The organism is Streptomyces sp. NPDC088254 (genome assembly GCF_044740925.1).
Lineage (GTDB): Bacteria > Actinomycetota > Actinomycetes > Streptomycetales > Streptomycetaceae > Streptomyces.
Genome location: NZ_JBIURQ010000002.1, coordinates 130,510 through 155,585, shown reverse-complemented (window position 1 = coordinate 155,585; position 25,076 = coordinate 130,510). Strand labels below are relative to the sequence as shown.

Annotated in this window: 22 protein-coding genes; 10 read left to right on the top strand and 12 right to left on the bottom strand. The window is 70.9% G+C overall.

Annotation, left to right across the window (positions count from 1 at the left end; translation table 11 throughout):
* The first annotated feature begins 89 nt into the window (after positions 1-89).
* Positions 90-554 carry a GatB/YqeY domain-containing protein gene (locus tag ACIOC0_RS07560; protein WP_130438556.1) on the top strand — a complete coding sequence of 155 codons (465 nt, stop codon included), beginning with the start codon at positions 90-92 and terminating at the stop codon, positions 552-554.
* Between the two features lie 181 nt (positions 555-735).
* Here ACIOC0_RS07560 and ACIOC0_RS07555 read toward each other — a convergent pair whose 3' ends face one another.
* Positions 736-3,033, bottom strand: a complete 2,298-nt coding sequence (locus ACIOC0_RS07555; RefSeq protein ID WP_402153472.1) for a transglycosylase domain-containing protein — start codon at positions 3,031-3,033, stop codon at positions 736-738.
* 409 nt (positions 3,034-3,442) lie between these two features.
* On the opposite strand from ACIOC0_RS07555, the gene wblA reads away from it, so the two are divergent.
* The gene (wblA, locus tag ACIOC0_RS07550; RefSeq protein WP_402153470.1) at positions 3,443-3,781 is read left to right on the top strand and encodes a transcriptional regulator WblA; all 339 of its coding nucleotides are present in this window, start codon (positions 3,443-3,445) and stop codon (positions 3,779-3,781) included.
* 19 nt (positions 3,782-3,800) lie between these two features.
* Here the strand turns inward: wblA and ACIOC0_RS07545 are convergent, their stop codons facing one another.
* Together ACIOC0_RS07545 and ACIOC0_RS07540 are read right to left on the bottom strand one after the other, a co-directional pair.
* The gene (locus ACIOC0_RS07545; protein WP_402153469.1) at positions 3,801-5,207 is read right to left on the bottom strand and encodes an ArsA family ATPase; all 1,407 of its coding nucleotides are present in this window, start codon (positions 5,205-5,207) and stop codon (positions 3,801-3,803) included.
* On the bottom strand, positions 5,204-6,181 hold the full coding sequence (locus ACIOC0_RS07540) for an ArsA family ATPase (RefSeq protein ID WP_402153467.1): 978 nt from the start codon (positions 6,179-6,181) through the stop codon (positions 5,204-5,206). The genes ACIOC0_RS07545 and ACIOC0_RS07540 overlap by 4 nt, the downstream gene beginning before the upstream one ends.
* 173 nt (positions 6,182-6,354) lie before the next feature.
* On the opposite strand from ACIOC0_RS07540, the gene ACIOC0_RS07535 reads away from it, so the two are divergent.
* The 4 genes from ACIOC0_RS07535 to ACIOC0_RS07520 all read left to right on the top strand — a co-directional run bounded on the left by ACIOC0_RS07535 (position 6,355) and on the right by ACIOC0_RS07520 (position 8,769).
* Entirely contained in the window at positions 6,355-6,513 is a 159-nt protein-coding gene (locus ACIOC0_RS07535) for a DUF4177 domain-containing protein (RefSeq protein ID WP_003967454.1), read from the top strand.
* On the top strand, positions 6,510-6,977 hold the full coding sequence (locus tag ACIOC0_RS07530; RefSeq protein WP_389039433.1) for a RidA family protein: 468 nt from the start codon (positions 6,510-6,512) through the stop codon (positions 6,975-6,977). The genes ACIOC0_RS07535 and ACIOC0_RS07530 overlap by 4 nt, the downstream gene beginning before the upstream one ends.
* 83 nt (positions 6,978-7,060) lie before the next feature.
* On the top strand, positions 7,061-7,942 hold the full coding sequence (locus ACIOC0_RS07525; RefSeq protein ID WP_402153465.1) for an NUDIX hydrolase: 882 nt from the start codon (positions 7,061-7,063) through the stop codon (positions 7,940-7,942).
* Positions 7,939-8,769, top strand: coding sequence for an MBL fold metallo-hydrolase (locus ACIOC0_RS07520; protein ID WP_402153463.1), 831 nt, complete (start codon positions 7,939-7,941; stop codon positions 8,767-8,769). Before ACIOC0_RS07525 ends, ACIOC0_RS07520 begins: the two co-directional genes overlap by 4 nt.
* Here the strand turns inward: ACIOC0_RS07520 and ACIOC0_RS07515 are convergent.
* Both ACIOC0_RS07515 and ACIOC0_RS07510 read right to left on the bottom strand, forming a co-directional pair.
* Complete coding sequence (locus tag ACIOC0_RS07515; RefSeq protein WP_402153461.1) at positions 8,766-9,611, bottom strand: nucleotidyltransferase; 846 nt, start codon at positions 9,609-9,611, stop codon at positions 8,766-8,768. The two genes, ACIOC0_RS07520 and ACIOC0_RS07515, sit on opposite strands and share 4 nt — an antisense overlap.
* A 120-nt stretch (positions 9,612-9,731) precedes the next feature.
* Positions 9,732-10,406, bottom strand: a complete 675-nt coding sequence (locus ACIOC0_RS07510) for a Crp/Fnr family transcriptional regulator (RefSeq protein WP_010031945.1) — start codon at positions 10,404-10,406, stop codon at positions 9,732-9,734.
* Between the two features lie 329 nt (positions 10,407-10,735).
* On the opposite strand from ACIOC0_RS07510, the gene nth reads away from it, so the two are divergent.
* From nth to ACIOC0_RS07495, 3 genes are all read left to right on the top strand, one after another.
* The gene (nth, locus tag ACIOC0_RS07505; protein ID WP_402154347.1) at positions 10,736-11,542 is read left to right on the top strand and encodes an endonuclease III; all 807 of its coding nucleotides are present in this window, start codon (positions 10,736-10,738) and stop codon (positions 11,540-11,542) included.
* A gap of 151 nt (positions 11,543-11,693) precedes the next feature.
* Positions 11,694-12,389 carry an NUDIX hydrolase gene (locus ACIOC0_RS07500; RefSeq protein ID WP_402153459.1) on the top strand — a complete coding sequence of 232 codons (696 nt, stop codon included), beginning with the start codon at positions 11,694-11,696 and terminating at the stop codon, positions 12,387-12,389.
* A gap of 93 nt (positions 12,390-12,482) precedes the next feature.
* On the top strand, positions 12,483-13,682 hold the full coding sequence (locus tag ACIOC0_RS07495; protein ID WP_402153457.1) for a MarP family serine protease: 1,200 nt from the start codon (positions 12,483-12,485) through the stop codon (positions 13,680-13,682).
* 93 nt (positions 13,683-13,775) lie between these two features.
* Here the strand turns inward: ACIOC0_RS07495 and ACIOC0_RS07490 are convergent, their stop codons facing one another.
* The 6 genes from ACIOC0_RS07490 to ACIOC0_RS07465 form a co-directional block, all read right to left on the bottom strand.
* On the bottom strand, positions 13,776-13,955 hold the full coding sequence (locus tag ACIOC0_RS07490) for a hypothetical protein (RefSeq protein ID WP_351090455.1): 180 nt from the start codon (positions 13,953-13,955) through the stop codon (positions 13,776-13,778).
* Between the two features lie 127 nt (positions 13,956-14,082).
* A complete protein-coding gene (locus ACIOC0_RS07485; RefSeq protein ID WP_402153455.1) occupies positions 14,083-15,033 on the bottom strand; it encodes an alpha/beta fold hydrolase in 951 nt (316 codons plus the stop codon).
* Positions 15,030-15,518 (bottom strand): phage holin family protein, encoded by a 489-nt coding sequence (locus ACIOC0_RS07480; RefSeq protein WP_352244827.1) that lies wholly within the window; start codon positions 15,516-15,518, stop codon positions 15,030-15,032. Before ACIOC0_RS07480 ends, ACIOC0_RS07485 begins: the two co-directional genes overlap by 4 nt.
* Positions 15,519-15,629: 111 nt before the next feature.
* A complete protein-coding gene (gene nhaA / locus ACIOC0_RS07475; protein WP_402153453.1) occupies positions 15,630-17,063 on the bottom strand; it encodes a Na+/H+ antiporter NhaA in 1,434 nt (477 codons plus the stop codon).
* 183 nt (positions 17,064-17,246) lie between these two features.
* Positions 17,247-19,202: an acetate--CoA ligase gene (gene acs, locus ACIOC0_RS07470; RefSeq protein WP_402153451.1), complete on the bottom strand. Its 1,956-nt coding sequence runs from the start codon at positions 19,200-19,202 to the stop codon at positions 17,247-17,249.
* 306 nt (positions 19,203-19,508) lie between these two features.
* Entirely contained in the window at positions 19,509-22,226 is a 2,718-nt protein-coding gene (locus ACIOC0_RS07465; RefSeq protein ID WP_402153449.1) for a SulP family inorganic anion transporter, read from the bottom strand.
* A 407-nt stretch (positions 22,227-22,633) separates the two neighbouring features.
* Between ACIOC0_RS07465 and ACIOC0_RS07460 the strand changes: the two genes are divergently transcribed.
* The gene (locus ACIOC0_RS07460) at positions 22,634-23,941 is read left to right on the top strand and encodes a hypothetical protein (protein ID WP_402154345.1); all 1,308 of its coding nucleotides are present in this window, start codon (positions 22,634-22,636) and stop codon (positions 23,939-23,941) included.
* A gap of 66 nt (positions 23,942-24,007) precedes the next feature.
* Here the strand turns inward: ACIOC0_RS07460 and ACIOC0_RS07455 are convergent, their stop codons facing one another.
* Positions 24,008-24,988, bottom strand: coding sequence for an ATP-binding protein (locus ACIOC0_RS07455; RefSeq protein WP_402153447.1), 981 nt, complete (start codon positions 24,986-24,988; stop codon positions 24,008-24,010).
* Between the last annotated feature and the right edge of the window lie 88 nt (positions 24,989-25,076).

Here is a 25,076-nt window from a genome sequence, read left to right as displayed (position 1 = left end):
CGTCCCTCGGTCGTCCCCCAAGTGCCCCTGAGTCGCCACCCCTTAAATGTACGGGCGCCGCGCCGTGCGCACCTGCGACAATCTCACCCATGACCACGCTCAAGTCGAAGCTGCAGGAAGACCTCAACGCCGCGATCAAGGAGCGCGACGAGCTCCGCTCCTCGACGCTCCGGCTGACGCTCGCCGCGATCACCAAGGAGGAGGTCGCGGGCAAGGAGAAGCGCGAGCTCTCCGACGACGAGGTGCAGAAGGTGATCACCCGCGAGGCGAAGAAGCGGCGGGAGGCCGCCGAGGCCTTCGCGCAGGGTGGTCGCGCCGAGTCGGCCGAGCGGGAGAAGGCGGAGGGCGAGGTCCTCGCCGAGTACCTGCCCAAGCAGCTCAGCGACGAGGAGCTGGACGGCATCGTGGCCCAGGCCGTCCAGGAGGCGAAGGCCGCCGGGGCCGAGGGTCCGCGCGCCATGGGCGCCGTCATGAAGATCGTGAACCCGAAGGTGGCCGGCCTGGCCGAGGGCGGTCGCGTCGCCGCCGCGGTCAAGAAGCTTCTCGCCGGCTGACGGCGTCTCTCTGAGCGGCGACAGGGGGCCGGTCTCCCGCCCCCGCCCCCGCCGCCCCCGCCCGCCCCGCCCAAACCGACGGCCCCCGCCTCCCGTAAGGGAAGCAGGGGCCGTTCGTCACACGTGAGCAGGTCCGCGGCTCAGAAGCCGCCCGCCCGCTCAGTCGGGCGCGGCGGTGTCCTCACCGGCGTCCGCCGGAGCCGTTGCGTCCGTGGCTCCCGCCGTTGTCCTGTCCCTGGAACAGGTTGTCCGGGAGGGTGATGCCGCCGTTCGCGGCACCGCCGTTCGACGCGCCGCCGTTGAAGAGGCCTCCGATGAAGCCCCCGTTGCCGTTACCGCCGTTGTTCCCCTTGTTCCCGTCATTGCCGCGGCCGTCGCCGTCCCCCTTCCGCTCTGGGGCGGGGTTCGGGATGTCGACCATGGTGAACTGTCCGGCCTCCTTGCCCTCCAGCGCGCCGGTCATGGCGTCCCGCCAGATGGGGCCGGGGGTGTCACCGCCGTAGACCTGGGAGTGGTAGCGGCCGCCGATGGTGATGTTGGTCATCTTGACCTTCTGGGTGGCGCTGCCGACCCAGACGGCGCCCGAGAGGTTCGGGGTGTAGCCGACGAACCAGGCGTTCTTGCGCTCGTCCGTCGTACCCGTCTTGCCGGCGTTGTCACGGCCGGAGAGACCTGCCTGACGGCCCGTGCCGGAGTCCGTCACACCGCTCAGCAGCGTGTTGATGCTGTCCGCGGTCTTCTCGCTCATCGCGCGCGAGCAGGTCGACTTCGGGACCTCGAGCGACTTCTTCTGGCCGCCCACGGTCTGGGTGATGGACTCGATGGCGATCGGCGTGCAGTACATGCCGCGCGAGGCGAACGCGGCGTACGCGCTCGCCATCGTCAGCGGCGAGAGGCCGGTCGAACCGAGCGTCATCGACGACGGCACCTCGGGCACCTTGTCGCCGTTGCCCTGGACCACACCGAGGGCGTTGGTCATCTTCACCACCGGGCACATGCCGATGTCGGCGAGCATCTGCACGAAGTAGGTGTTGACCGAGAGCTCCATCGCCTTCTTCAACTCGAACGGGCCGACCTCGGTCTCCGACTCGTTCTCCAGCTTGTACTTCGGCTTGCCGTCGTTGACCCAGGGCCTGCCACTGCAGGTCTGGACGGTGTCCGGGTAGGGCATCTCGTACGGCGCGGGGTAGGCCTGGTTGACGGGCCGGCCCTGTTCCAGCGCGGCCGCGGCCACGAACGGCTTGAACGTCGAACCCGTCGGGAAGCCGAAGTTCGAACCGCCCATCGCCTTGTTGACCGAGTAGTTGTACTCGGTCTCGTTCTTGCCGTAGCCGTACGGCTTCGACTGGCCCATGCCGAGGATCTTGCCGGTGCCGGGCTCCACCATGGTGACGGCCGCGGCGACCTTGTCCGTCTTGTAGACGTGGTTCTTCAGCGACTCCTGGACGGACTTCTGGGTCTGCGGGTCGAGCGTCGTGCGGATGGTCAGGCCGCCCTGGTTCCAGACCTTGGACCGCTCCTCCTTGGTCTTGCCGAAGACCGGGTCGCTGAGGAAGACCCGCTCCACGTACTTGCAGAAGAAGCTGGCGCCCTGGACGGCCGTGATGCAGCCGTTCTTCGGCTTGGTGACCTTCAGGCCCAGCGGGGCCTTCTGGGCCTTGGCCGCGTCGGCCGCCGAGACGTCGCCGACCTCGGCCATGCGCTGCAGCACGGTGTTGCGGCGCTTGGTGGCCTCGGCCTCGTCGTTGACCGGGTCGTAGCGGCTCGGCGACTGGACGATGCCGGCGAGCAGTGCCGCCTCCGGGAGGGTCAGGTCCTTGGCGCGCTTGGAGAAGTACCGCTGGGAGGCGGCCTCCACGCCGTAGGCCTGCTGCCCGAAGAACGTGATGTTCAGGTAGTTCTCGAGGATCTTCTTCTTGCCGAGCTCCTCCTCGACCTGGATCGCGTACTTCAGCTCGCGGATCTTGCGGCCGATGGTCTGCTGGATGGCCTGCGCGACCTTCGTCGGGTCGTCGCCGGCCTCCTCGACGAAGACGTTCTTCACGTACTGCTGGGTGAGCGTGGACGCGCCCTGGGCCACTTCTCCGCTGCGCGCGTTCTTGTTGAGCGCGCGCAGGACGCCCTTGAGGTCCACTGCGCCGTGCTCGTAGAAGCGGGAGTCCTCGATGGCGACGATCGCCTTCTGCATGTACGGCGAGATGTTCGCGAGGTCGACGACCGTGCGGTCACGGGAGTAGACCGTGGCGATCGGCTTGCCCTGGGCGTCGAGGATCGAGGTGCGCTGGCTCAGCGGCGGCGTCTTGAGGTTGGCCGGGAGCTCGTCGAAGGACTCCACGGTCCCCTTGGCGGCCAGGCCCAGCGCGCCGAACGCCGGCAGCGCGATGCCGGCCAGCACGGCTCCCGAGAGCACACTGACACCGAGGAACTTGGCGGCCTGCTGCGTCGCCGTCAGGCCACCGCCCGAGCGCTTTTTTGGCATGAGGGCAGCCTACGTTCTCATTCGCCGGACACGCGTATAGGCGTTGGCCTAAGCTGCTCTCAACTGTCACAGCAGCAGGGCTACGTATCAATACGTCCGGCGACCCCGAATCGTTCCGGAAGTTCCCCGGTTTTTTTGACGGAGGCGTGTCCGAATTCGCCTTGTGTGTCACCAGGCATCCGTTGTGACTCCATAGAACTGTCCCGTTTGCTTCGGGATAGTCCTGTATGTCGCAGGCTCACTCCCCCGGGTGATCTGCCGCTTACCCATAGTCCGTTCGGGCCATTCAAGATTGGGCCCGAAGGGGGTGTTGCGCTGTGCCCGCCTTCCGTAACGTCCTCAACTGGCGGCGGTGAATATGCCGCTGCCGCCGTGGGGGAGCCTCGATTCGGGAGAGGACGGCGCCGGTATGGGCTGGGTTACCGACTGGAGTGCGCAGGCCGCCTGCCGCACTACCGATCCGGATGAACTGTTCGTTCAGGGAGCAGCGCAGAACAGGGCCAAGGCGGTGTGCACCGGATGCCCGGTGCGGACCGAGTGCCTGGCCGACGCGCTCGACAACCGCGTCGAGTTCGGCGTGTGGGGAGGCATGACGGAGCGCGAGCGGCGCGCACTGCTGCGCCGACGGCCGACGGTGACCTCCTGGCGCCGTCTCCTGGAGACGGCACGCTCGGAGTACGAGCGCGGAGCGGGCATCGTGTCGCTCGACGACGACCAGGTGTACGCGCACTACGCGGCCGTGAGCTGAGGGCGACGCCCCCCCCGGCTCAGGCGTCGGGCAGCTCCGTGCGCCCGGCCGCGAGGCGGCCGCCGATGTCCCGCAGTCCCGCGAGGTCGTGGACGTCGCCGGGCAGCGCGGCCACTTCGGCCACCGCCACCTCGGGGTGGCGCGCGATGAAGCGGTCCCGCGTGCGCTGCTCGCGGGAGAGCAGATGCATACGGTCGGCGTGCAGTCTCAGCAGGCCCGCGGTGAGCTGATCGGCGCTCTGGTCCGTGCTGTGATCTGCGTCGGTTGTGTGCGTGCCGCCCGGCTGGGCGCCGGGTGTGGGGGATGCTGTGGAAGCTTCTGAACTGCCGTGCGTGTCGGGAGAGTTACGAAGTTCAGCTTTCCCGCCGTCCTGATCCACAATGCGGGGCTCCTCAAGATTTTCGGCGGCGGCGAGCGCCCGCTCGGCGGACAGCTGGGCGGCCCCGCTGCCATGGACCCGGTTGAGCACCAGACCGGCCAACGGCATCTTCTCGGCGGCCAGTCGCTCCACGAAGTACGCGGCCTCCCGCAGCGCGTCCCGCTCGGGCGCCGCCACCACGAGGAACGCCGTTCCGGGCGCCTGCAGCAGCTTGTACGTCGCGTCCGCGCGCGTGCGGAAGCCGCCGAACGTGGTGTCCATCGCGGCGACGAACGTCTGGACGTCCTTGAGGAGCTGGCCGCCCAGCAGCTTGCCGAGCGTGCCGGTCATCATCGACATCCCGACGTTGAGGAACTTCATCCCCGCGCGTCCGCCCAGCTTCGCCGGCGCCGTCAGCAGCCGGATCAGCCGGCCGTCCAGGAACGATCCGAGCCGCTTGGGAGCGTCCAGGAAGTCCAGGGCCGAGCGGGACGGCGGGGTGTCGACAACGATCAGGTCCCACTCGTCCTTCGCCCGCAGCTGCCCCAGCTTCTCCATCGCCATGTACTCCTGCGTGCCCGCGAAGCCCGCCGAGAGCGACTGGTAGAAGGGGTTGCCAAGGATGGAGGCCGCCCGCTCCGGGTCGGCGTGCGCCTCGACGACCTCGTCGAAGGTGCGCTTCATGTCGAGCATCATCGCGTGCAGCTCGCCGTCCCCCTCGACGCCCTTGACGCGGCGCGGGGTGTTGTCGAGCGAGTCGATGCCCATGGACTGCGCGAGCCGGCGCGCCGGGTCGATGGTGAGGACGACCACCTTGCGGCCCCGCTCGGCCGCCCTGAGGCCCAGCGCCGCCGCCGTCGTCGTCTTGCCGACCCCACCCGACCCGCAGCACACCACGATGCGGGTCTTCGGGTCGTCGAGCAGGGGATCGACGTCCAGCACGCGCGCGTACGCGAGCCGACGGCCGCCGCCCTCAGACACCCGCGCCGAACCGCCCTCCTGCCCCGGTGTCAGGGGCGAGCCCTCCTCCTGCGACGCGCCGCCCTCCTGCGCCTGGTCCGGACTCATGACATCCCCTGCTTCCGCAGTTCCGTGGCGAGTTCGTACAGGCCCGCGAGGTCCATCCCCTCGGCGAGCAGCGGCAGTTCGTGCATCGGCAGGCCCAGCTCGCCGAGGACGGCCCGCTGCTCCTGCTCCAGCGCGTACCGCTCGGCGTACTCCTCGGCCTGCTCCAGCAGCGGGTCCACCAGCCGCTCGGCATGGCCGCCGCGCCGCGCCCCGCCGAGCCCCGCGGCCGACAACGACCGTGCGACAGAGGAACGACCCACCGTCCGTACGAGTTCCAGCCCGTGCGTGTCGAGCACCTGCGGGCGGACCATGTTGACGACGACGCGCCCCACCGGGAGCTTCGCGGCGCGCAGTTCGGCGATGCCGTCGGCGGTCTCCTGGACGGGCATCTCCTCCAGCAGCGTCACGAGATGCACCTCCGTCTCGGAGGACTTCAGCACCCGCATCACGGCCTGCGCCTGATTGTGTATAGGGCCGATCTTGGCGAGGCCGGCGACCTCGTCGTTGACGTTCAGGAAGCGGGTGACGCGGCCGGTCGGCGGGGCGTCCATCACGACGTGGTCGTAGACGAACCGGCCGCCGCGGTCCTTCCTGCGCACCGCCTCGCACGCCTTGCCGGTGAGGAGCACGTCCCTCAGGCCGGGCGCGACGGTGGTGGCGAAGTCGATCGCGCCGAGTTTCTTCAGCGCCCGCCCCGCGCTCCCGAGCTTGTAGAACATCTGGAGATAGTCCAGAAGGGCCAGTTCGGGATCGATGGCGAGCGCGTACACCTCACCTCCGCCCGGCGCGACGGCGATCTTCCGTTCCTCATAGGGCAACGCCTCCGTCTCGAAGAGCTGGGCGATGCCCTGCCGACCCTCCACCTCGACGAGAAGCGTCCGCTTCCCCTCCGTGGCGAGGGCCAGCGCGAGGGCGGCGGCGACCGTCGTCTTTCCGGTCCCGCCCTTACCGCTGACGACCTGGAGCCTGCTCACGTCTTCGAGCGTAACCAGTCGGCGGCCGAGCCAACCGGGAGGCTGTGGACAACGGTGCTCCAATCGGCCACATGGCCCGGGACGCGACGCCCCGCCGGATGCGCCGCCGGGCGCCGCCGTGCACAGCGGGCACCTGCGGCGGACCGCGCCCCGGCAGCGGATACAGTCGCCCCATGACCAAGTGGGAATACGCAACCGTGCCGCTGCTCGTCCACGCCACGAAGCAGATTCTGGACACCTGGGGCGAGGACGGCTGGGAGCTCGTCCAGGTCGTGCCCGGGCCGAACAACCCCGAGCAGCTCGTCGCCTACCTGAAGCGGGAGAAGGCGTGAGCGCGGTCGAGGCGAAGCTCGCCGAACTGGGTCTGACGCTGCCGGCGGTCGTGCCGCCCCTCGCGGCCTACCAGCCCGCCGTGCAGTCCGGGCCGTACGTGTACACGGCCGGCCAGCTGCCCATGGTGGACGGCAAGCTGCCGGTCACCGGCAAGGTCGGCGCGGAGGTCACCGCCGAAGAGGCCAAGGACCTGGCCCGCGTCTGCGCCCTGAACGCCCTGGCCGCCGTCAAGTCGGTCGCGGGCGACCTGGACCGTGTCGCGCGCGTGGTGAAGGTCGTCGGCTTCGTCGCCTCGGCCTCGGACTTCACCGGCCAGCCGGGCGTCCTGAACGGCGCCAGCGAACTGCTCGGCGAGGTCCTCGGCGACAAGGGCGTGCACGCGCGCAGCGCGGTGGGCGTCGCGGTGCTGCCGCTGGACGCGCCGGTCGAGGTGGAGATCCAGGTGGAGCTCACCGCTTCGTGAACGCGGACGGCATGAACGCGGAAGCCGCGCGCTGACCTCGGGACCTCTCGAACATTCGCTCCCCACGGGATAGCCTCGCGGCCATGGCGAGTGGGCAGGCGAACGGTCAGTGGTTTCCCCCGGACTGGCCGGAACGCATCCGTGCGCTCGCGGACGGCGCCCTCACCCCCGTCGCCCCCAAGCGCGCGGCCACGGTCATGCTCCTGAAGGACACCGACCGCGGCCCCTATGTGCACATGCTGCGCAGACGCGCCTCCATGGCCTTCGCCGGAGGCGCGTACGCGTATCCGGGCGGCGGCGTCGACCCACGGGACGACGACCGGCATGTGCGCTGGGCGGGCCCCACGCGCGCGTGGTGGGCCGAGCGGCTCGGCGTCGACGTCACGAGCGCCCAGGCGATCGTCTGCGCGGCCGTACGCGAGACGTACGAGGAGGCGGGCGTCCTGCTCGCCGGGCCGGCCCCCGACTGCGTCGTCGGCGACACCACCGGCGACGACTGGGAAGCCGACCGGGCGGCCCTCGTGGCCCGTGAGACGTCCTTCGCGGAGTTCCTGGACCGGCGGGGCCTGGTCCTGCGCTCCGACCTCCTGGGCGCCTGGACGCGCTGGATCACGCCGGAGTTCGAGGCACGCCGCTACGACACCTGGTTCTTCGTCGCGGCGCTCCCCGAGGGCCAGCGCACCCGCAACGCCTCCACGGAGGCCGACCGCACGGTGTGGATCCGCCCCGAGGACGCGGCGGCCTCCTACGACCGGGGTGAGCTGCTGATGATGCCGCCCACCATCGCGACCCTGCGCCAGCTGACCGGGTGCGCCACGGCCGCCGAGGCGCTCGCCGCGGCTCCCGGCCGTGACATGACCCCCGTGCTGGCGCGAGCCCGGCTGGAGGACGGCGCGGTCGTGCTGTCCTGGCCCGGACACGACGAGTTCACCAAGCACATCCCCACAGGTGGAGCCACCGCATGACGGACGCAGCAGCCCTTCCCGGCCAGCCCCGGGGCGGTGTCCTGAGCGGCTCCGCCACCGCGCGCGCGGTCAACGTCCTCGCGCCCAACCCCTCCGCGATGACTCTGGACGGCACCAACACCTGGATCGTCTCCGAGCCGGACTCGGACCTGGCCGTCGTCATCGACCCGGGCCCGCTGGACGACGGCCATCTGCGCACGGTCGTCGACACCGCCGCGGAGGCCGGCAAGCGCGTCGCCCTGACCCTGCTCACGCACGGCCACCCCGACCACGCCGAGGGCGCCGCCCGCTTCGCCGGGCTGACCGGCACCAAGGTGCGCGCTCTGGACCCCGCGCTGCGGCTCGGCGACGAGGGCCTGGCCGCCGGCGACGTGATCTCCGTCGGCGGGCTGGAGCTGCGGGTCGTCCCGACGCCCGGGCACACCGCCGACTCGCTGTGCTTCCACCTCCCGGCCGACCGCGCGGTCCTCACCGGGGACACGATCCTCGGCCGCGGCACGACGGTCGTGGCGCATCCCGACGGCCGTTTGGGCGACTATCTGGACTCCCTGCGCCGTCTGAGGTCCCTCACCGTCGACGACGGCGTCCACACGGTCCTCCCCGGCCACGGGCCCGTCCTGGAGGACGCCCAGGGCGCCGTCGAGTTCTACCTCGCCCACCGCGCGCACCGCCTCGCCCAGGTCGAGACGGCCGTGGAGAACGGCCACCGCGCCGCCGCCGCCGTCGTCGCGCACGTGTACGCCGACGTGGACCGCTCCCTGTGGCCGGCGGCCGAGCTGTCGGTGCGGGCGCAGCTGGAGTACCTGACGGACCACGGGCTGATCTAGGGCGGGTTGCTGCCCTGGGCCCCGTCCTCCGGCCTGGGGGTCTTCACGCCGTGCACGCGCGTGTACTCCGCGGCGAGCCAGGGCCCGAGGTCGCCGGTGTAGTGGCTCAGGACGTCCCGGTCGCCCGTCGGGTCGTAGCCGAGGACGGCCGCCGCCCTCAGCTGCTCCGCGCGCGTGGGGTAGTACGCGGCGAACGCCTCGGCCATCTCGTGCAGATCGCTGGTCCAGCCGTTCCAGCGGGGCATGACCAGGGTGAACGCGGTGCGCACCAGATGCCGGGACATGAAGCGCACGAGCGGGCGCCGGGCCTCCTCGGAGTCGGCCGCCCCGGCGATCCGCGCGCGCCAGCGGGGGAGCAGCAACGCCAGGTCGCCGTTGGTCTCCCGGGCGAGGAGGGAGTCGGGCCGGTAGCGGGGCATGCGGGCCCCGAGGTCCTCCCCGAGCAGCGGAGTGCACAGGCAGGCCACGAACCAGCCCATGTCGTGCCGCTCCAGGTCGCTGAGCAGCCGTGCCCGGCCGTGGAGGAGGGTGCCGACGCCGTCGATCTGCGGGAACTCGGCGTCGAGCGCGTCGCCCAGCGCACCCGCCGCGGCCCGGTCGGCGTCGTCCGGCTCCTCGTGCAGGGCGACCAGCAGGTCGAGGTCGCTGCGCCCCACGCGCGCGGTGCCGCGCGGGATCGACCCGTAGAGGTACGCGCTGTGCAGCCGCGCCCCGAAGACTCCCGGCAGGCGGTCGCGCGCCGCGGCCACGACGGGACGGAACGCGTCCGGCACGCGCGCGAGGGACCCTTCGCGCGCGAGGTACCCCTGTGGATCGAGACCTCGGTGAACCGCTGCCGTCATGGGGCCACTGTGCACGCGCGCGGGCCGGACGGGCGCGGCATTTTCGTATGCCGCGACCTTCGCCGGGCTCACGGGCGAGGGCGCGGCATCTCGTACGCCGCCGGCCTCACCCGGTGGCGGTCACCGCGAGCGCTTGGCGAGCCGCTCCACGTCCAGCAGGATGACCGCGCGCGCTTCAAGGCGCAGCCAGCCGCGCTGCGCGAAGTCCGCCAGCGCCTTGTTGACGGTCTCGCGGGACGCGCCGACCAGCTGGGCCAGCTCCTCCTGCGTGAGGTCGTGGACGACGTGGATGCCCTCCTCCGACTGCACGCCGAAGCGGCGGGAGAGGTCCAGCAGGGCACGGGCCACACGGCCGGGGACGTCCGAGAAGACCAGGTCGGACATGGCGTCGTTGGTCTTGCGCAGGCGCCGGGCGACCGCGCGCAGGAGCGCGGTGGCCACCTCGGGGCGGGCGTTCAGCCAGGGCTGGAGGTCGCCGTGGCCCAGACCGAGCAGCTTGACCTCGGTGAGCGCGGTGGCGGTCGCCGTACGCGGCCCCGGGTCGAACAGCGACAGCTCGCCGATCAGCTCGCCGGGACCGACCACCGCGAGCATGTTCTCGCGGCCGTCCGGAGACGTGCGGTGGAGCTTGACCTTGCCCTCGGTGACGACGTAGAGCCGGTCGCCGGGGTCTCCCTCGTGGAACAGGGAGTCGCCACGGGCGAGCGTCACCTCGCTCATGGAGGCGCGGAGCTCCGCGGCCTGCTCGTCGTCGAGAGCCGCGAAGAGCGGGTTACGCCGGAGGACGTCGTCCACGAGTTCTCCCTTTGTCGACCTGCTCAGGGGACCTTGATCCCCCGTGTGCCAGGGGACCGTGTTCCCCAGTTTGCCGGACGGTCCAAACAGTGTGATCTGTCACAAGGATGCCGCACACATGTGCTGGGGTAAGCGGCAGGGGTCCAATTGGGGGCCGATCTTCAGGGTCCGGGGCGGATGTCGGTGGCGGGCTTTAGGCTGGTCGGGTGTCCAAATCGCCGGTGAGAGCGCAGGCCAAGGGAGCTGGACGGGTGGTCGTACGTCGCGATTCCGCCGTGGGCGAACAGGCCTCCGGCGGAGGTGAGAACGCCGCGAAGGCGACGAAGAAGGTGCCTGTGAAGAAGACCGCCGCCGACAGAAAACCCGAGTCCCGGACCGCTCTCGTGCGCCGGGCCCGCCGTATCAACCGCGAACTGGCCGAGGTCTACCCCTACGCCCATCCCGAACTGGACTTCCAGAACCCCTTCCAACTGCTGGTCGCCACGGTCCTGTCCGCCCAGACCACCGATCTGCGCGTGAACCAGACGACGCCCGGCCTGTTCGCGAAGTACCCCACCCCCGAGGACCTGGCCGCGGCCGATCCCGAGGCGGTCGAGGAGATCCTCCGCCCGTGCGGCTTCTTCCGTGCCAAGACCAGGTCGGTCATGGGGCTCTCCAAGGCACTGGTGGAGGAGTTCGACGGCGAGGTACCGGGCCGCCTGGAGGACCTCGTCAAGCTGCCCGGCGTCGGCCGCAAGACCGCCTTCGTGGTGCTCGGCAACGCGTTCGGCCGCCCCGGGATCACCGTGGACACGCACTTCCAGCGGCTGGTGCGGCGCTGGCGGTGGACCGAGGAGAGCGAGCCGGACAAGATCGAGGCCGCCGTCGGCGCGCTCTTCCCCAAGAGCGAGTGGACGATGCTCTCGCACCGCGTGATCTTCCACGGCCGCCGAATCTGCCATGCCCGAAAGCCCGCCTGCGGCGCCTGCCCCATCGCAGCGCTGTGCCCGGCGTACGGCGAGGGCGAGACGGACCCGGAGAAGGCCAGGAAGCTGCTGAAGTACGAGAAGGGCGGCTTCCCGGGCCAGCGCCTCAACCCGCCGCAGTCCTACCTGGACGCGGGCGGCAAGCCGGCTCCGCCGCTGGGGGCCGGGTGACGGCGGGACCGAAGGGAGCCTCCCCGGAGGCGTCGGGAAAGGCCGCAGAGGTCACCCGGCGGGTCGCCCGCGCTCCGAGGTCCGCCCGCCCCCTGGAACGATTCACGGCCGCTCGGGCGTTGGACTCGGCAGAACGGGGGGTGATGCGGCGATGGCGCACGCGAGCGACACACAGGGCGGCAGCGTGACGCTCAGCAGCGCCGGGCTGCCCGCCTGGCTGGACCCGGTCGTGCACGCGGCCGAGACGCTCGAGCCGCTCCAGCTGAGCCGCTTCCTGCCGCCGGAGGACGGGGCGGGGCGCCAGTCGGCCGTCCTGATCCTCTTCGGGGAAGGGGAGCGCGGGCCCGAGCTGCTGCTCATGGAGCGCGCCACCTCCCTGCGCTCCCACGCGGGGCAGCCCTCGTTCCCGGGCGGCGCCCTGGATCCGGAGGACGGCGACCCGCACGGCGACGGACCGCTCAGAGCCGCCCTGCGCGAGGCCGAGGAGGAGACCGGACTCGACCCGTCGGGCGTCCAGCTCTTCGGCGTGCTGCCCAAGCTGTACATCCCGGTCAGCGGTTTCGTCGTCACGCCCGTCCTCGGCTGGTGGCGCGAGCCCAGCCCGGTCGGCGTGGTCGACCCCAACGAGACCGCCCGCGTCTTCACGGTCCCCGTGGCCGATCTCACTGACCCCGCGCACCGCGCCACCACCCACCACCCCAGCGGCCACCGGGGCCCCGCGTTCCTCGTCGAATCCGCCCTGGTGTGGGGGTTCACCGCCGGCCTCATCGACCGCCTCCTGCACTACGCGGGCTGGGAGCGGCCCTGGGACCGCGACAAGCTGGTCCCGCTCGACTGGCGGTCGTGACAGGGTGTCCCGTGCTGTGTCCACCCGAGGAGCCGGCCCCCGGATCCCGGCCGGCCCGCCGCGGCCGGGAAGAAAGAGGCGAGGCCTGAAACGGTGAACGTGCTCGACATCCTGCTGCTGGTCGCGGCCGTCTGGTTCGCGGTCGTCGGCTACCGCCAAGGCTTCGTCGTCGGCATCCTCTCGGTGATCGGCTTCCTGGGCGGCGGCCTCGTCGCCGTCTACCTGCTGCCCGTGATCTGGGACGCCCTGACCGAGAACTCCGAGGTGAGCACCGCGGCCGCCGTCGTCGCGGTCATCGTGGTGATCGTCTGCGCCTCCGTCGGCCAGGCCGTGACCACGCACCTCGGCAGCAAGCTGCGCCGGTACATCACCTGGTCCCCGGCCCGCGCGCTGGACGCGACCGGCGGCGCGCTCGTCAACGTCGTCGCCATGCTCCTCGTGGCGTGGCTGATCGGGTCCGCCCTGGCCGGGACGACCCTGCCCACACTGGGCAAGGAGGTCCGCAGCTCCACGGTGCTGCAAGGCGTCTCCGAGGCGCTGCCCGACCAGGCCGACACCTGGTTCGCGGACTTCTCCTCGGTCCTCGCCCAGAACGGCTTCCCGCAGGTCTTCAGCCCGTTCGCCAACGAGCCGATCACCGACGTCCGACCGCCCGACCCGGCCCTGGCGGGCAGCGCGGTGGCCACACGCGCGCAGCGCTCCATCGTCAAGGTGATGGGCACCGCGGAGAGTTGCGGCAAGGTGCTGGAGGGCACCGGCTTCGTCTTCGGCGAGCGCCGGGTGATGACCAACGCGCACGTGGTGGGCGGCGTCGACGAGCCCACCGTCCAGATAGGCGGTGTGGGCCGCAAGTACGACGCGAAGATCGTGCTGTACGACTGGAAGCGCGACATCGCCGTCCTCGACGTGCCCGACCTCGACGCGCCCGTCCTGAAGTTCGCCGCCGATGACGCAGCGACCGGTGACGGGGCGATCGTCGCCGGGTTCCCCGAGAACGGCGCGTACGACGTGCGCGCCGCGCGCGTACGCGGGCGCATCACGCCCAGCGGCCCGGACATCTACCACCGAGGCACGGTCCGCCGCGACGTGTACTCGCTGTATGCGACGGTCCGCCAGGGCAACTCCGGCGGCCCGCTGCTCACCCCGCAGGGCGAGGTGTACGGCGTGGTCTTCGCGAAGTCCCTCGACGACGCCCGCACCGGTTACGCGCTCACCGCGGACGAGATCCGGCAGGACATCGCCCAGGGTCGCACCGCCGGCCAGGAAGTGGACAGCGACAACTGCGCGCTGTGACGCGGACGTGACGGCGCGGCCCATGGGTGCCCGGTGTCCAGGACCTGGGGGGAGCGCCTCAGCGGCCGGCGAATGCCGGGGGCGCGCGTCTCGTCAGCCGCGAGGATGACGCAGGCGTACCGAGACCCAGCGGGCCCGGCGGCGCAGGATGCGCGGAATGCCCACCCGGAGTTCGCTGCCCTCTTGCGGGGCGGCACCTCGCCGGTGGGAGCTCAGGCCGGAGGCCGAGCGGCGGGTGCGTGCTGCGTCACTGTAGTCGTGCGTCCAGCCCATACCGGGACCTCTGCCCCTGCCCCAAGGTCGATAACCGCCTGAGGGACCGCCAATTGGCCTATGCGCGCGGCAATTGGCCGTTCGCAGTACAGGTGTTCCGCACCGGATACCGGGCGCGATCGCCTCGTCACCGATCTGGTTCCGGGTCTTTCAGCCAATTGACCAGTTCTGTGGAGAATCCGACCGGATCCTCTTCGTGCGGGAAGTGTCCCAGTCCGTCGAACAGCCGCCAGCGGTACGGAGCTTCGACATACTCCCCGGAGCCGGCCGCACTGCGCGTGCGCATCACCGGATCGAGGGAGCCGTGCAGATGCAGGGTCGGCACCCGTACCGGCCGCTTCATCCGCCGGTAGAACTGGATGCCGTCGGGCCTGGCCATCGACCGTACCAGCCACCGGTACGGCTCGACCGAGCAGTGGGCGGTGGACGGGATGCACATCGCGCGCCGGTACGTCTCCAGCGCCTCGTCCTCCGCCGGCCGCGGCCCCGACCACTCCCGGATCAGCCGGCCCACCAGCTCCCCGTCGTCGGCCGTGAGCTGCCGCTCCGGGATCCACGGCCGCTGGAACCCCCAGATGTGCGAGCTCGCGGCGGACTGCCGCACGTCGGCGAGCATCGCCGAGCGCCAGCGCCGGGGATGCGGCATGGAGGCCACTGCGAGCCGCCTGACCAGCTTGGGGCGCATCACGGCCGCCGTCCAGGCCAGATAGCCGCCCAGGTCGTGGCCGACCAGCGCGGCGTCCGGCTCGCCGAGCGAGCGGATCACGCCCGTGATGTCGAGGGCGAGGTTGGCCGGGTCGTAGCCGCGGGGTGTGCGGTCGCTGCCGCCGACGCCCCGCAGGTCCATCGCGACGGCCCGGAAGCCCGCGTCGGCCAGCGCGGTCAGCTGGTGCCGCCACGTCCACCAGAACTGGGGGAAGCCGTGCACCAGCATGACCAGCGGTCCGTCGCCCAGTTCCGCGATGTGGAAGCGGGCGCCGTTGGCGGCGACCTCGCGATGGGTCACCGCCCGGCCGAGCACGGTGTCCGGTCGTACGACCGAGGAAGGCTGCGCCGAAGGAGTGGCGGGGTCCGTCATGACGACGAGCGTGCCACAGCCTCGATGGCCTCCGGCGCACGGCCTTGCGCCACCTCCGGCCGCGGGTGCGGCTTGGCCTTCTGCAGCACGACCGCCGTCTCCTTCACCGACGCGGCGACCTTCTGCGGGCCCTTGCTCTTCTTGGCCTTCTTCGCGAAGACCACGCCGACCAGCGCGAGCACCGCGGCGACCAGCACGTTCGCCGCGAAGGACAGCAGGAAGCAGACCGCGAGGTTCCAGTCGCTCCACGTGCGGATGGCGTAGGCCAGCGCGAAGTTCAGCATCGGCAGCGAGAACAGCAGGACCGCACCGGCCAGCGAGAACGCGCCACCGCTCGTCGCGCCGCGCTTGACGTCCTGCTTGAGCTGCGCCTTCGCCAGCGCGATCTCGTCGTGCACCAGCGCGGACATCTCGGTCGTCGCCGAGGCGAACAGCTGGCCGATGCTGCGTTCGGCGCCGACCGGGCTGCCGTCGGGTGCGCTCATCGCGGTCTCCCTCGTCTTGTACGGTTCCGTCGTCCTGAGCATGACCGGCTTCCGCCTGACCGGCTTCTGCCCGACTGCGTACGGTCCCGTCTTTTGTACCGTCCCGTCAGATCATGCCGGACGGTCGCCCTCCTCGCCTGCCCCGCCCGGCACTTCCGCAAGCCCGTGGCGCTCGGCGGCCTTCTCCTCGGCGATCCGGCGGTGCTCGGCGGCCTTGGCCTCGTGGATGGCGGCCATGCGCAGGTGGTACGCCGGGTCGTCCTCCTCGTAGACGTCGGGGATGCCGTCGAGGTCCTCGTCGCGCTCCTCGGCCTCCCACAGCCTGCGGTACTTGGCGTTGCGCAGCTTCAGCAGGACGGTCGCCAGGGTCGCCGCGATCACCGAGCCCGTCAGGACGGCCGCCTTGACCTCGTCCGTGAGGGCCGCGTCGCCCGCGAAGGCCAGCTCGCCGATGAGCAGCGAGACGGTGAAGCCGATGCCGGCGAGCGAGGCGACGGCGAAGACGTCCGCCCAGGCGAGGTCATCGCTCAGCGAGGCGCGCGTGAAGCGGGCCGTCAGCCAGGTGCCGGCGAAGATGCCGATCGTCTTGCCGACGACGAGCCCGAGGACGACGCCCAGGGTCTCCGGATGGCCGAACACCGCCGCCAGCGCCCCGCCCGACACCGCGACCCCGGCGCTGAACAGGGCGAACATCGGCACGGCGAGGCCTGCGGACAGGGGGCGCACGAGATGTTCGACGCGCTCGCCGGGTGAGCGCTCCTCGCCCTCACGGGTGGTGCAGCGCAGCATGAGCCCCATGGCGACGCCGGCGACGGTGGCGTGGACGCCGCTGTTGTACATCAGAGCCCAGATCACGACCCCCAGCGGCACATACACGTACCAGCCGCGGACGCCGGCCCGCAGCAGGAGGTGGAAGACCACGAGGCCGGCCACCGCGCCGCCGAGGGCGGCGAAGTCGATGGTGTTCGTGAAGAACACGGCGATGATCAGGATCGCGAACAGGTCGTCGACGACGGCGAGGGTGAGGAGGAAGGCGCGCAGCGCGTTCGGCAGGGAGGTGCCGATGACGGCGAGCACGGCGAGCGCGAAGGCGATGTCGGTGGCTGTCGGCACGGCCCAGCCGCCCGTGGAGCCGCCTCCGGTGAGGCTGGTGAGCGTGTAGACGAGCGCCGGGACGGCCATGCCGCACAGGGCGGCGACGACGGGCAGTGCGGCTGCCCGCGGATCCCTGAGATCACCGGCGACGAGTTCGCGCTTGAGTTCGATCCCGGCGACGAAGAAGAAGATCGCGAGGAGTCCGTCGGCGGCCCAGTGGGCGACAGAGAGGTCCAGGCCGAGCGCCTTCGGGCCGAGGTGGAAGTCGCTGACGCTCTGGTAGCTGTCGCGCAGGGCCGGGACGTTCGCCCAGATCAGGGCCGCGACGGTGGCGAGGAGCAGCAGAACTCCGCCGACGGTCTCGGTGCGCAGCGCGTCCGCTACGAAGCTCCGCTCGGGCAGCGACAGGCGTCCGAGGAGCTTGCGGGGGGTGGTGCGGGGCGCGGCCACGGGGGAGACCTCCGGTCGGTGGGCAGGACGGAACGCTTGCCGACCAGACTTCCCGGCGCACCTGGTTGCTCAGTTTAGCCATGGTGCGCGGGGAGGATTCCGGCGATCTCCACGTTAGGCGCGAAAGGGGCGCTCGGCGCGCTTGCTTCGCCGTGCGCCCCTGGGGCGCCGGGACCGCGGTGCTCAGTCCTCGCTCGGCGCCGCCGGCAGCTTGGTCTGGATGAGATCCATGACCGTCGAGTCCGTCAGTGTCGTCACATCGCCGAGCTGTCGGTTCTCGGCGACGTCCCGCAGCAGCCGGCGCATGATCTTGCCGGAGCGCGTCTTCGGCAGCTCCGCCACCGGCAGGATCCGCTTCGGCTTGGTGATCGGGCCGAGCGTGGCGCCCACGTGGTTGCGCAGCTCGTCGACGAGGCTCTCCGTCTCCGAGGCCGAACCGCGCAGGATGACGAACGCGACGATCGCCTGCCCGGTCGTGTCGTCCGCGGCGCCGACCACGGCCGCCTCGGCGACCGACGGGTGTGACACGAGCGCCGACTCGACCTCCGTGGTGGAGATGTTGTGGCCGGACACGAGCATCACGTCGTCGACCCGGCCCAGCAGCCAGATGTCGCCGTCGTCGTCCTTCTTCGCGCCGTCGCCGGCGAAGTACCTGCCCTCGAAGCGCGACCAGTACGTGTCGAGGAAGCGCTGGTCGTCGCCCCAGATGGTGCGCAGCATCGACGGCCACGGCTCGGTGAGGACCAGGTAGCCGCCCCCGCCGTCGGGCACCTCGTTCGCCTCGTCGTCGACGACGGTCGCCGAGATGCCGGGCAGCGGCGTCTGCGCGGAACCGGGCTTGGTCGCCGTCACGCCCGGCAGCGGCGAGATCATCATCGCGCCGGTCTCCGTCTGCCACCAGGTGTCGACGACCGGCGTCCGGTCCCCGCCGATGTGCTTGCGGTACCAGATCCAGGCCTCGGGGTTGATCGGCTCCCCGACGGAGCCCAGGACCCGCAGGCTGGACAGGTCGAACTTCGCGGGGATGTCGTCGCCCCACTTCATGAACGTGCGGATCGCGGTCGGCGCCGTGTAGAGGATCGTCACCCCGTACTTCTGCACGATCTCCCAGAACCTGCCCTGGTGCGGGGTGTCGGGCGTGCCCTCGTACATGACCTGCGTCGCGCCGTTCGCCAGCGGTCCGTAGACGATGTACGAGTGTCCGGTGACCCAGCCGACGTCGGCGGTGCACCAGTACACGTCGGTCTCCGGCTTGAGGTCGAAGACGGCGTGGTGGGTGTAGGCGGTCTGGGTGAGGTAGCCGCCGGACGTGTGCAGGATGCCCTTCGGCTTCCCCGTCGTGCCGGAGGTGTAGAGGATGAACAGCGGGTGCTCGGCCTCGAACGCCTCGGGCATGTGGTCGGCCGACTGCCGTTCCACGATCTCGTGCCACCACACGTCACGGCTGTCCGTCCATGCGACGTCCTGGCCGGTCCGGCGGACGACGAGCACATGGTCCACGTTGTCGACCTTGGCGACCGCCTCGTCCACGGCCGGCTTCAGCGCGGACGGCTTGCCGCGCCGGTAACCGCCGTCGGACGTGATGACGATCTTCGCGTCGGCGTCCTTGATACGGGTGGCCAGCGCGTCCGCGGAGAAGCCGCCGAACACGACGGAGTGCGCCGCGCCGATACGGGCCGACGCCAGCATCGCGATCGCCGTCTCCGGGATCATCGGCATGTAGATCGCGACCCGGTCGCCCTTGCGGACGCCCAGCTCCAGCAGGGCGTTGGCGGCCTTGGAGACCTCGTCCTTCAGCTCGGCGTAGGTGAGGGCGCGGCTGTCGCCGGGCTCCCCCTCGAAATGGATGGCGACCCGGTCGCCGTGGCCGGCCTCCACATGCCGGTCGACGCAGTTGTACGCGACGTTGAGTTCGCCGTCCTTGAACCACTTCGCGAACGGCGGGTTCGACCAGTCCAGCGTCTCCGTCGGCTCCTTGGCCCAGGTCAGCCGGCGTGCCTGCTCGGCCCAGAAGCCGAGCCTGTCAGCCTTGGCCTGTTCGTACGCCTCCGCCGTGACGTTGGCGTTCGCGGCCAGCTCGGCGGGGGGCGCGAACCGGCGCTCTTCCCGGAGCAGGTTGGCCAGGCTTTCGTTGCTCACGACATCTCCCTTTCGAAGGGTGTCCGTTGTGTCCCAGGCCACACCTCATCAGACCCGGGGCCCGGTGACAAGAGCCGCCGAAGAATTGGTATAGACCTGTCGAGCGCCCTCTGGCTCACCGCCGTCGCCCTGTGTCACTCCTTCCCACGGATGTCGGCGGGGCGGGGTTCAGCGCCTGGCCGGGCCCTGCCCCCATCAAGTGCGTCGCACCTTGCCCGACCTGCGGTGACGACGCCGATGCGCGACCGTGGCGACGACGCCGGTGCGCGACCTCGCTCGACTGGAGGTCGCGCACCGGTGCCACGCTCAGGCCGACGCGTCCGGCACCCCTACGTGCGCGAACACCCCGCCTCTCTCCTCTCCGGCCCCTCCGGGCCCGGTGAGCAGATACGCCTGGGCCTCGCCCACGTGGAAGTACATCCCGTGCAGCTCCAGCGCCCCCTCCCGCAGGGCCCGGGCCACCGACTCATGGGCGCGCAGGTGTTCCAACTGCTGCACGACGTTGTTCAAGCAGAGCTGCTCGACCGCGTCGGCGGGCGCCCGCCCGGCCAGCCGCGCCCAGGGACGGCCGTCGTCGGCCAGCCGTTCCAGGCTCGGCAGGCCGTGCCGCAGCCACCGCTTCAGCGGGGTCCGGACCCCGCCGGGCTCGGCGTTCAGCAGCGCCTGCATCGCGCCGCACCCCGAGTGCCCGCATACCGTGATGGACCGCACCTCCAGCACGTCCACCGCGTACTCGATGGCGGCCGCCACCGAGTCGTCCCCGCTCTCCTCACCGGGCAGCGGCACGAGATTGCCCACGTTGCGCACCACGAACAGGTCACCGGGACCACTGGAGGTGATCATCGAGGTGACCACCCGTGAGTCGGCACAGGTGAGGAACAGCTGCGACGGCCGCTGTCCCTCCCGGGCCAGCCGCGCCAGCTCGCCCCGCACCAGCGGCGCGGTGTTGCGCTGGAACGCGCTGATCCCACGGACCAGTTGCTGCGCGCTGGGCTCGCCTCCGAGGGACGTGGAGCCGATGGGGGCGACGGGGTGGCCGGTCAGGGAGAGGGCGAGGGCCGGCTCTGGAGCCTCGGTGGGGTTGGTGGGCTCGGCGTGATGAGTGGGTTCGGCGGGGTCGGTGGGGTCGGTGGGCTCGGGTGACTTGAACGGTTCGGTGGACTCGGCAGGTTCGAGGGGTGAGGCGGGCGCGGGGTGCCCGGAGGGCTGGGTGGGTGCGCCATCCGTGCCGCTGGTTCCCGCCGGCGGGGCGGAAGGAGTGGAGGAGCTGTCCGGCACCGGTGCGGATGCCGGGCCCTCGCACTGGTGGTTGCGCCAAGGGGTCCAGGGGCGGCAGCGGCAGTCGGCGATCGTGCTGGGCGCGGTGCCCGGGTGGGAGGTGGTCGTAGGGATGACGGCTGATGTCGGGGACGAGGCCGGGTCGCCCGTCGAAGTGGGGGGTGAGGGTTCGGTGGATGTGGACTCGGTGTGCGGGGTGGCGGTACCGGTGCCGGCGCGGCGGCCGGTCAGTTCGACGGTGCCGCCCTGCGCGGTGTGCGTCTTCTGCCAGTCCTGCAGTGACTCGTATGCCGCGTGGTCCATGAAGGAGCCGTCCAACTCGACCACGACACGAGTGCCATGGGGCACCTGGTGCAGGACGCGGCTGAGCCGCGGGACCGCCAAGAACGTCAACTGTCCGCGGACGTGTACGTGATGCGCTCCTTCCTTTTCGTCGTGTGTGATGCGGGTGCGGGTGAGGCGGTGCAGGGAGACGGCGACGGCTACGGCGATGCCGAGCGCCACACCCTCCAACACGCCCATGACCACCACGCCGAGGGTGGTGACGGCGTACACGAGCACCTCTCGGTGGCGCGTCACCGTGCGAATGTGGTTCAGGGACACCATCTGGATGCCGACGGCCATCACCAGGGCGGCGAGCGAGGCGAGCGGGATGAGCTCCAGGAGCGGGACCATCAGCAGCGCGGCGACTACTACGAGAACGCCGTGCAGCATCGTGGAGTTCCGGCTGACGGCGCCGGAGTGCACATTCGCCGAACTCCGCACGGCCACGCCCGCGATGGGCAGTCCGCCGAGTGAGCCGGAGACGATGTTGGCGGTGCCCTGCCCGAGGAGTTCCCGGTCTAGGTCGGAGCGGCCGACGCGGGCCGGCAGCCCGGGGCGGGAGGCGATCAGCTTGTCCACGGCGACCGCGCCGAGCAGTGACTGGACACTGCACACCAGCGTGGTGGTGAGCACGGCGGCGGCGAGCCCGAGTACAGGTCCCTCGGGCAGTCCGGCCAGCGCGTGGCTGTGCCAGGAGGGCAGCTCGACTCTGGGCTGGGTCAGTCCGGCGAGCGCGGCGGTCGCGGTGGCGCCAGCGACGGCGACGAGCGCCGCGGGAACGGTTCGCAGCACCCGCCCTGCTCTGCCGGGCAGACGGGGCCAGAGCATCAGCAGAGCCAGGGTCAGCAGGCTCACGGCGACGGCGGCCGGCCGCAGGGCGGTCAACTGGGCCGGCAGCGCACGGAGGTTGTCGAGGACGGAGCTCTGCGGGTTGCCGCCGAGGACGATGTGCAGTTGGGCGACGGCGATGGTGACGCCGATGCCGGCGAGCATGCCGTGCACGATGGCGGGGCTGACGGCGAGCGCACTGCGTGCCACCCGCAGGCAGCCGAGGCCGAGTTGGGCCAGCCCGGCGAGAACCGTGATGGCACAGGTCGTCCGCCAGCCGTAGCGGTGGATGAGGTCGGCGGTGACCACGGTCAGTCCGGCTGCGGGGCCGCTGACCTGGAGTGGGGAGCCGCCGAACCGCCCGGCCACGATTCCGCCGACGGCGGCGGCGACGAGGCCGGCCTGCAGGGGCGCACCGGTGGCGAGGGCGATGCCGAGGGACAACGGCAGGGCGATCAGGAAGACGGCGATCGAGGAGGACACGTCGGCACCCTCGATGCGGAAGCGCCGGCGCCGGGGCGGCGGGCTGTGGGGTGGGTGGACGCGCTCGGTGTGCGTCGAGTCGGGTGTGCGGGTGGGGACGCAGGCTGACATGGTTCCCGTCTCCTCCGGGGCAGCGCGGTCGCGGAACAAGGTGTGCCCCCGTCGACGACGGGAGCGGTCGCGGCCGTGGGTCACGGCGTGCAGCGGCGGGATGAAATCAACGCTCGGTAAATAGATCGTAATGCAGAGTAAAGGCCAAGCATGGATTTTCCGGGCAAATAGGTCAATAGATCACTCCTGAGAGTGACGTGAGCCTTTTATCGGCTTGTCGTACTAACTCCTTCTCGGTGCCGTGCGACCTTGGCGGCGCTGTCGGCTCGTCCCGGCACGCCACCCGAGAACGCCCTCCCCGGCGTTGCCCGAGAGAAGGAAGAAGGTGGGCGGAAATGGCCGCCACCCAGAGGATCGCCGCCACCCCGAGGATCGCCGCCACCCGGAGGATCGCCGCCACCCGGAGGATCGCCGCCACCCGGAGGATCGCCGCGGGCGCCTTGGCCGCCGCGGCCGCAGCCGCGTCGCTCGCCGGTTGCACAACGGGAACCCGCACCGCGCACGGTTCCGGCGAGGGGGCCCCGGGCCCGCAGCGGGCGAAGCCGGCGCCTGCCCCCCAGAGCGCGTTCCGCCTGATCGGCGACGGCTCGACCGCGTACACGGGGGACCAGCCGCACCAGCCTCGCCCGGAACGCCTGAAGCCGGGGCAGAGACCCCCGCAGTTCGTCGTCTTCTCCTGGGACGGCGCCGGTGAGGACAGCCAGCGGCTGTTCTCCCACTTCCGCAAGGTGTCCAAGGACAACAACGCCACCATGACGTACTTCCTCAGCGGCGTGTACCTGCTGCCCGAGGACCGGCGGGACCTCTACAAACCGCCTCAGCACTCCCCGGGCCGCTCGGACATCGGCTTCAACGACGAGCAGGGCGTCGCCGACACCGTGGAGCAACTGCGCCTGGCGTGGCTCGAGGGCAACGAGATCGGCACCCACTTCAACGGCCACTTCTGCGGCAAGGGCGGCGGCGTCGGCGAGTGGTCGGTCAAGGAGTGGAAGGCCGAGATCGCCCAGGCCAAGCAGTTCGTGAAGTCCTGGAAGACCAACACCGGGCTGACGGAGGCGGAACCGCTGCCCTTCGACTACGACAAGGAACTCGTCGGCGCCCGCACCCCCTGTCTCGAAGGCCGGGAGAACTTCATGGCGGCGGCCCGTGACCTGGGCTTCCGCTACGACACCAGCGGCGTCAACAACCAGGTCTGGCCCGATAGGAAGGAGGGTCTGTGGGACCTGTCCATGCAACTCGTGCCCTTCCCGGGCCACTCCTACGAACAGCTCACCATGGACTACAACTTCATGGTGAACCAGTCCGGCGCCACGACCCAGGGAGACCCCGGCAAGCACGAGTTCTGGGGAGACCAGATGCGGGACGGCCTGCTCGGGGGCTTCCGGCGCGCCTACGACGGCAACCGGGCGCCGTTGATCATCGGCAATCACTTCGAGTCGTGGAACGGCGGCGTCTACATGCGCGCCGTCGAGGAGGTCGTGGAAAGCGTCTGCACCAAGGAGGAGGTGCGCTGCGTGTCCTTCCGGCAGCTCGCAGACTGGCTGGACGCCCAGGACCCGCAGGTCCTGGCCAGACTGCGCACCCTGGACGTCGGCGAGGCCCCGAAACAGGGATGGGCCTCCTTCCTCTCCGGCGCGCCCGTCCCGGCTCCGAAGGGCGCGCCCGGCGTCCCCGCAGCCGGCCGGCAGACCTCCGGTGGGGGTCGGGAAGGCTAGTGCCGAGGCAGGCGGGGCGCGGGTGAAGGGCGCCACCGTGCCACGAGCCGACGCGGTGTCAGGTCGTCACGCGGGCGCGGTGACGCTCTCGCCGAGGACGAAGCCGGGGTCGACCTGCGCGGCCAGGTCGACCCCGGTGCGCTCGTTCCCCCACGACTCGGCGTTCTTCACATGGAAGTGCACCATCTGGCGCATGTAACGCTCCATGTCACGCTGCTCGTACGCCGAGTCGACGACGGTCCGCATCAGGTCCAGCGCGTGGCGGTTGGCGTCCTCCAGGAGGTCGAACCGGGGCGGCCGGCCCTTCTCCATGGCGCGTACCCAGTCCGAGTGCCCGACCGTCACCAGCAGGTCGTCCCCGACTTCGGCGCGGAGGAAGTCGAGGTCGTCCTGCCCCTGGACCTTGTTGCCGACGACTCTCAGCTCGACGCCGAAGTCACGGGCATAGTCCTTGTACTGGCGGTAGACGGAAACCCCCCTTCGGGTCGGCTCGGCGACGAGGAACGTGATGTCGAAACGGGTGAACAGGCCGGAGGCGAAGGAGTCCGAGCCCGCTGTCATGTCGACCACGACATACTCGTCGGGTCCGTCCACGAGGTGGTTCAGGCACAGCTCCACCGCTCCCGTCTTGGAGTGGTAGCAGGCGACTCCCAGGTCGGCGTCCGAGAAGCGGCCCGTGACCATCAAACGGACGGCGCCGCCGTCGAGTTCCACCGTCTTGGCGCAGGCGTCGTAGACCGGATTGCTCTCGCGGACCCGCAGCAGCCGGGAGCCCTCGCCGGGCGGCGTCGTCTTGATCATCGTCTCGGCGGAGGCGATGCGGGGATTGGCGCCGCGCAGGTATTCCTTGATCAGCGGGAGCCGGTCGCCCATCGCGGGCAGCGCGGCGGCCTCCGCGTCATCGAGGCCGAGAGCGGCCCCGAGGTGCTGGTTGATGTCCGCGTCGAAGGCGAGCACGGGGGCGCCCGTCGCCACGAGGGACCGGATGAACAGGGACGACAGGGTGGTCTTGCCGCTGCCACCCTTCCCGACGAAAGCCATTTTCATGTTCACCAAGAGTAGTGTCGCCATAGCTTTACGTGGCAGGGAGGCGTGAAGAAGACCACTCCATCGTGGGATGCGCACGACGGTTGCG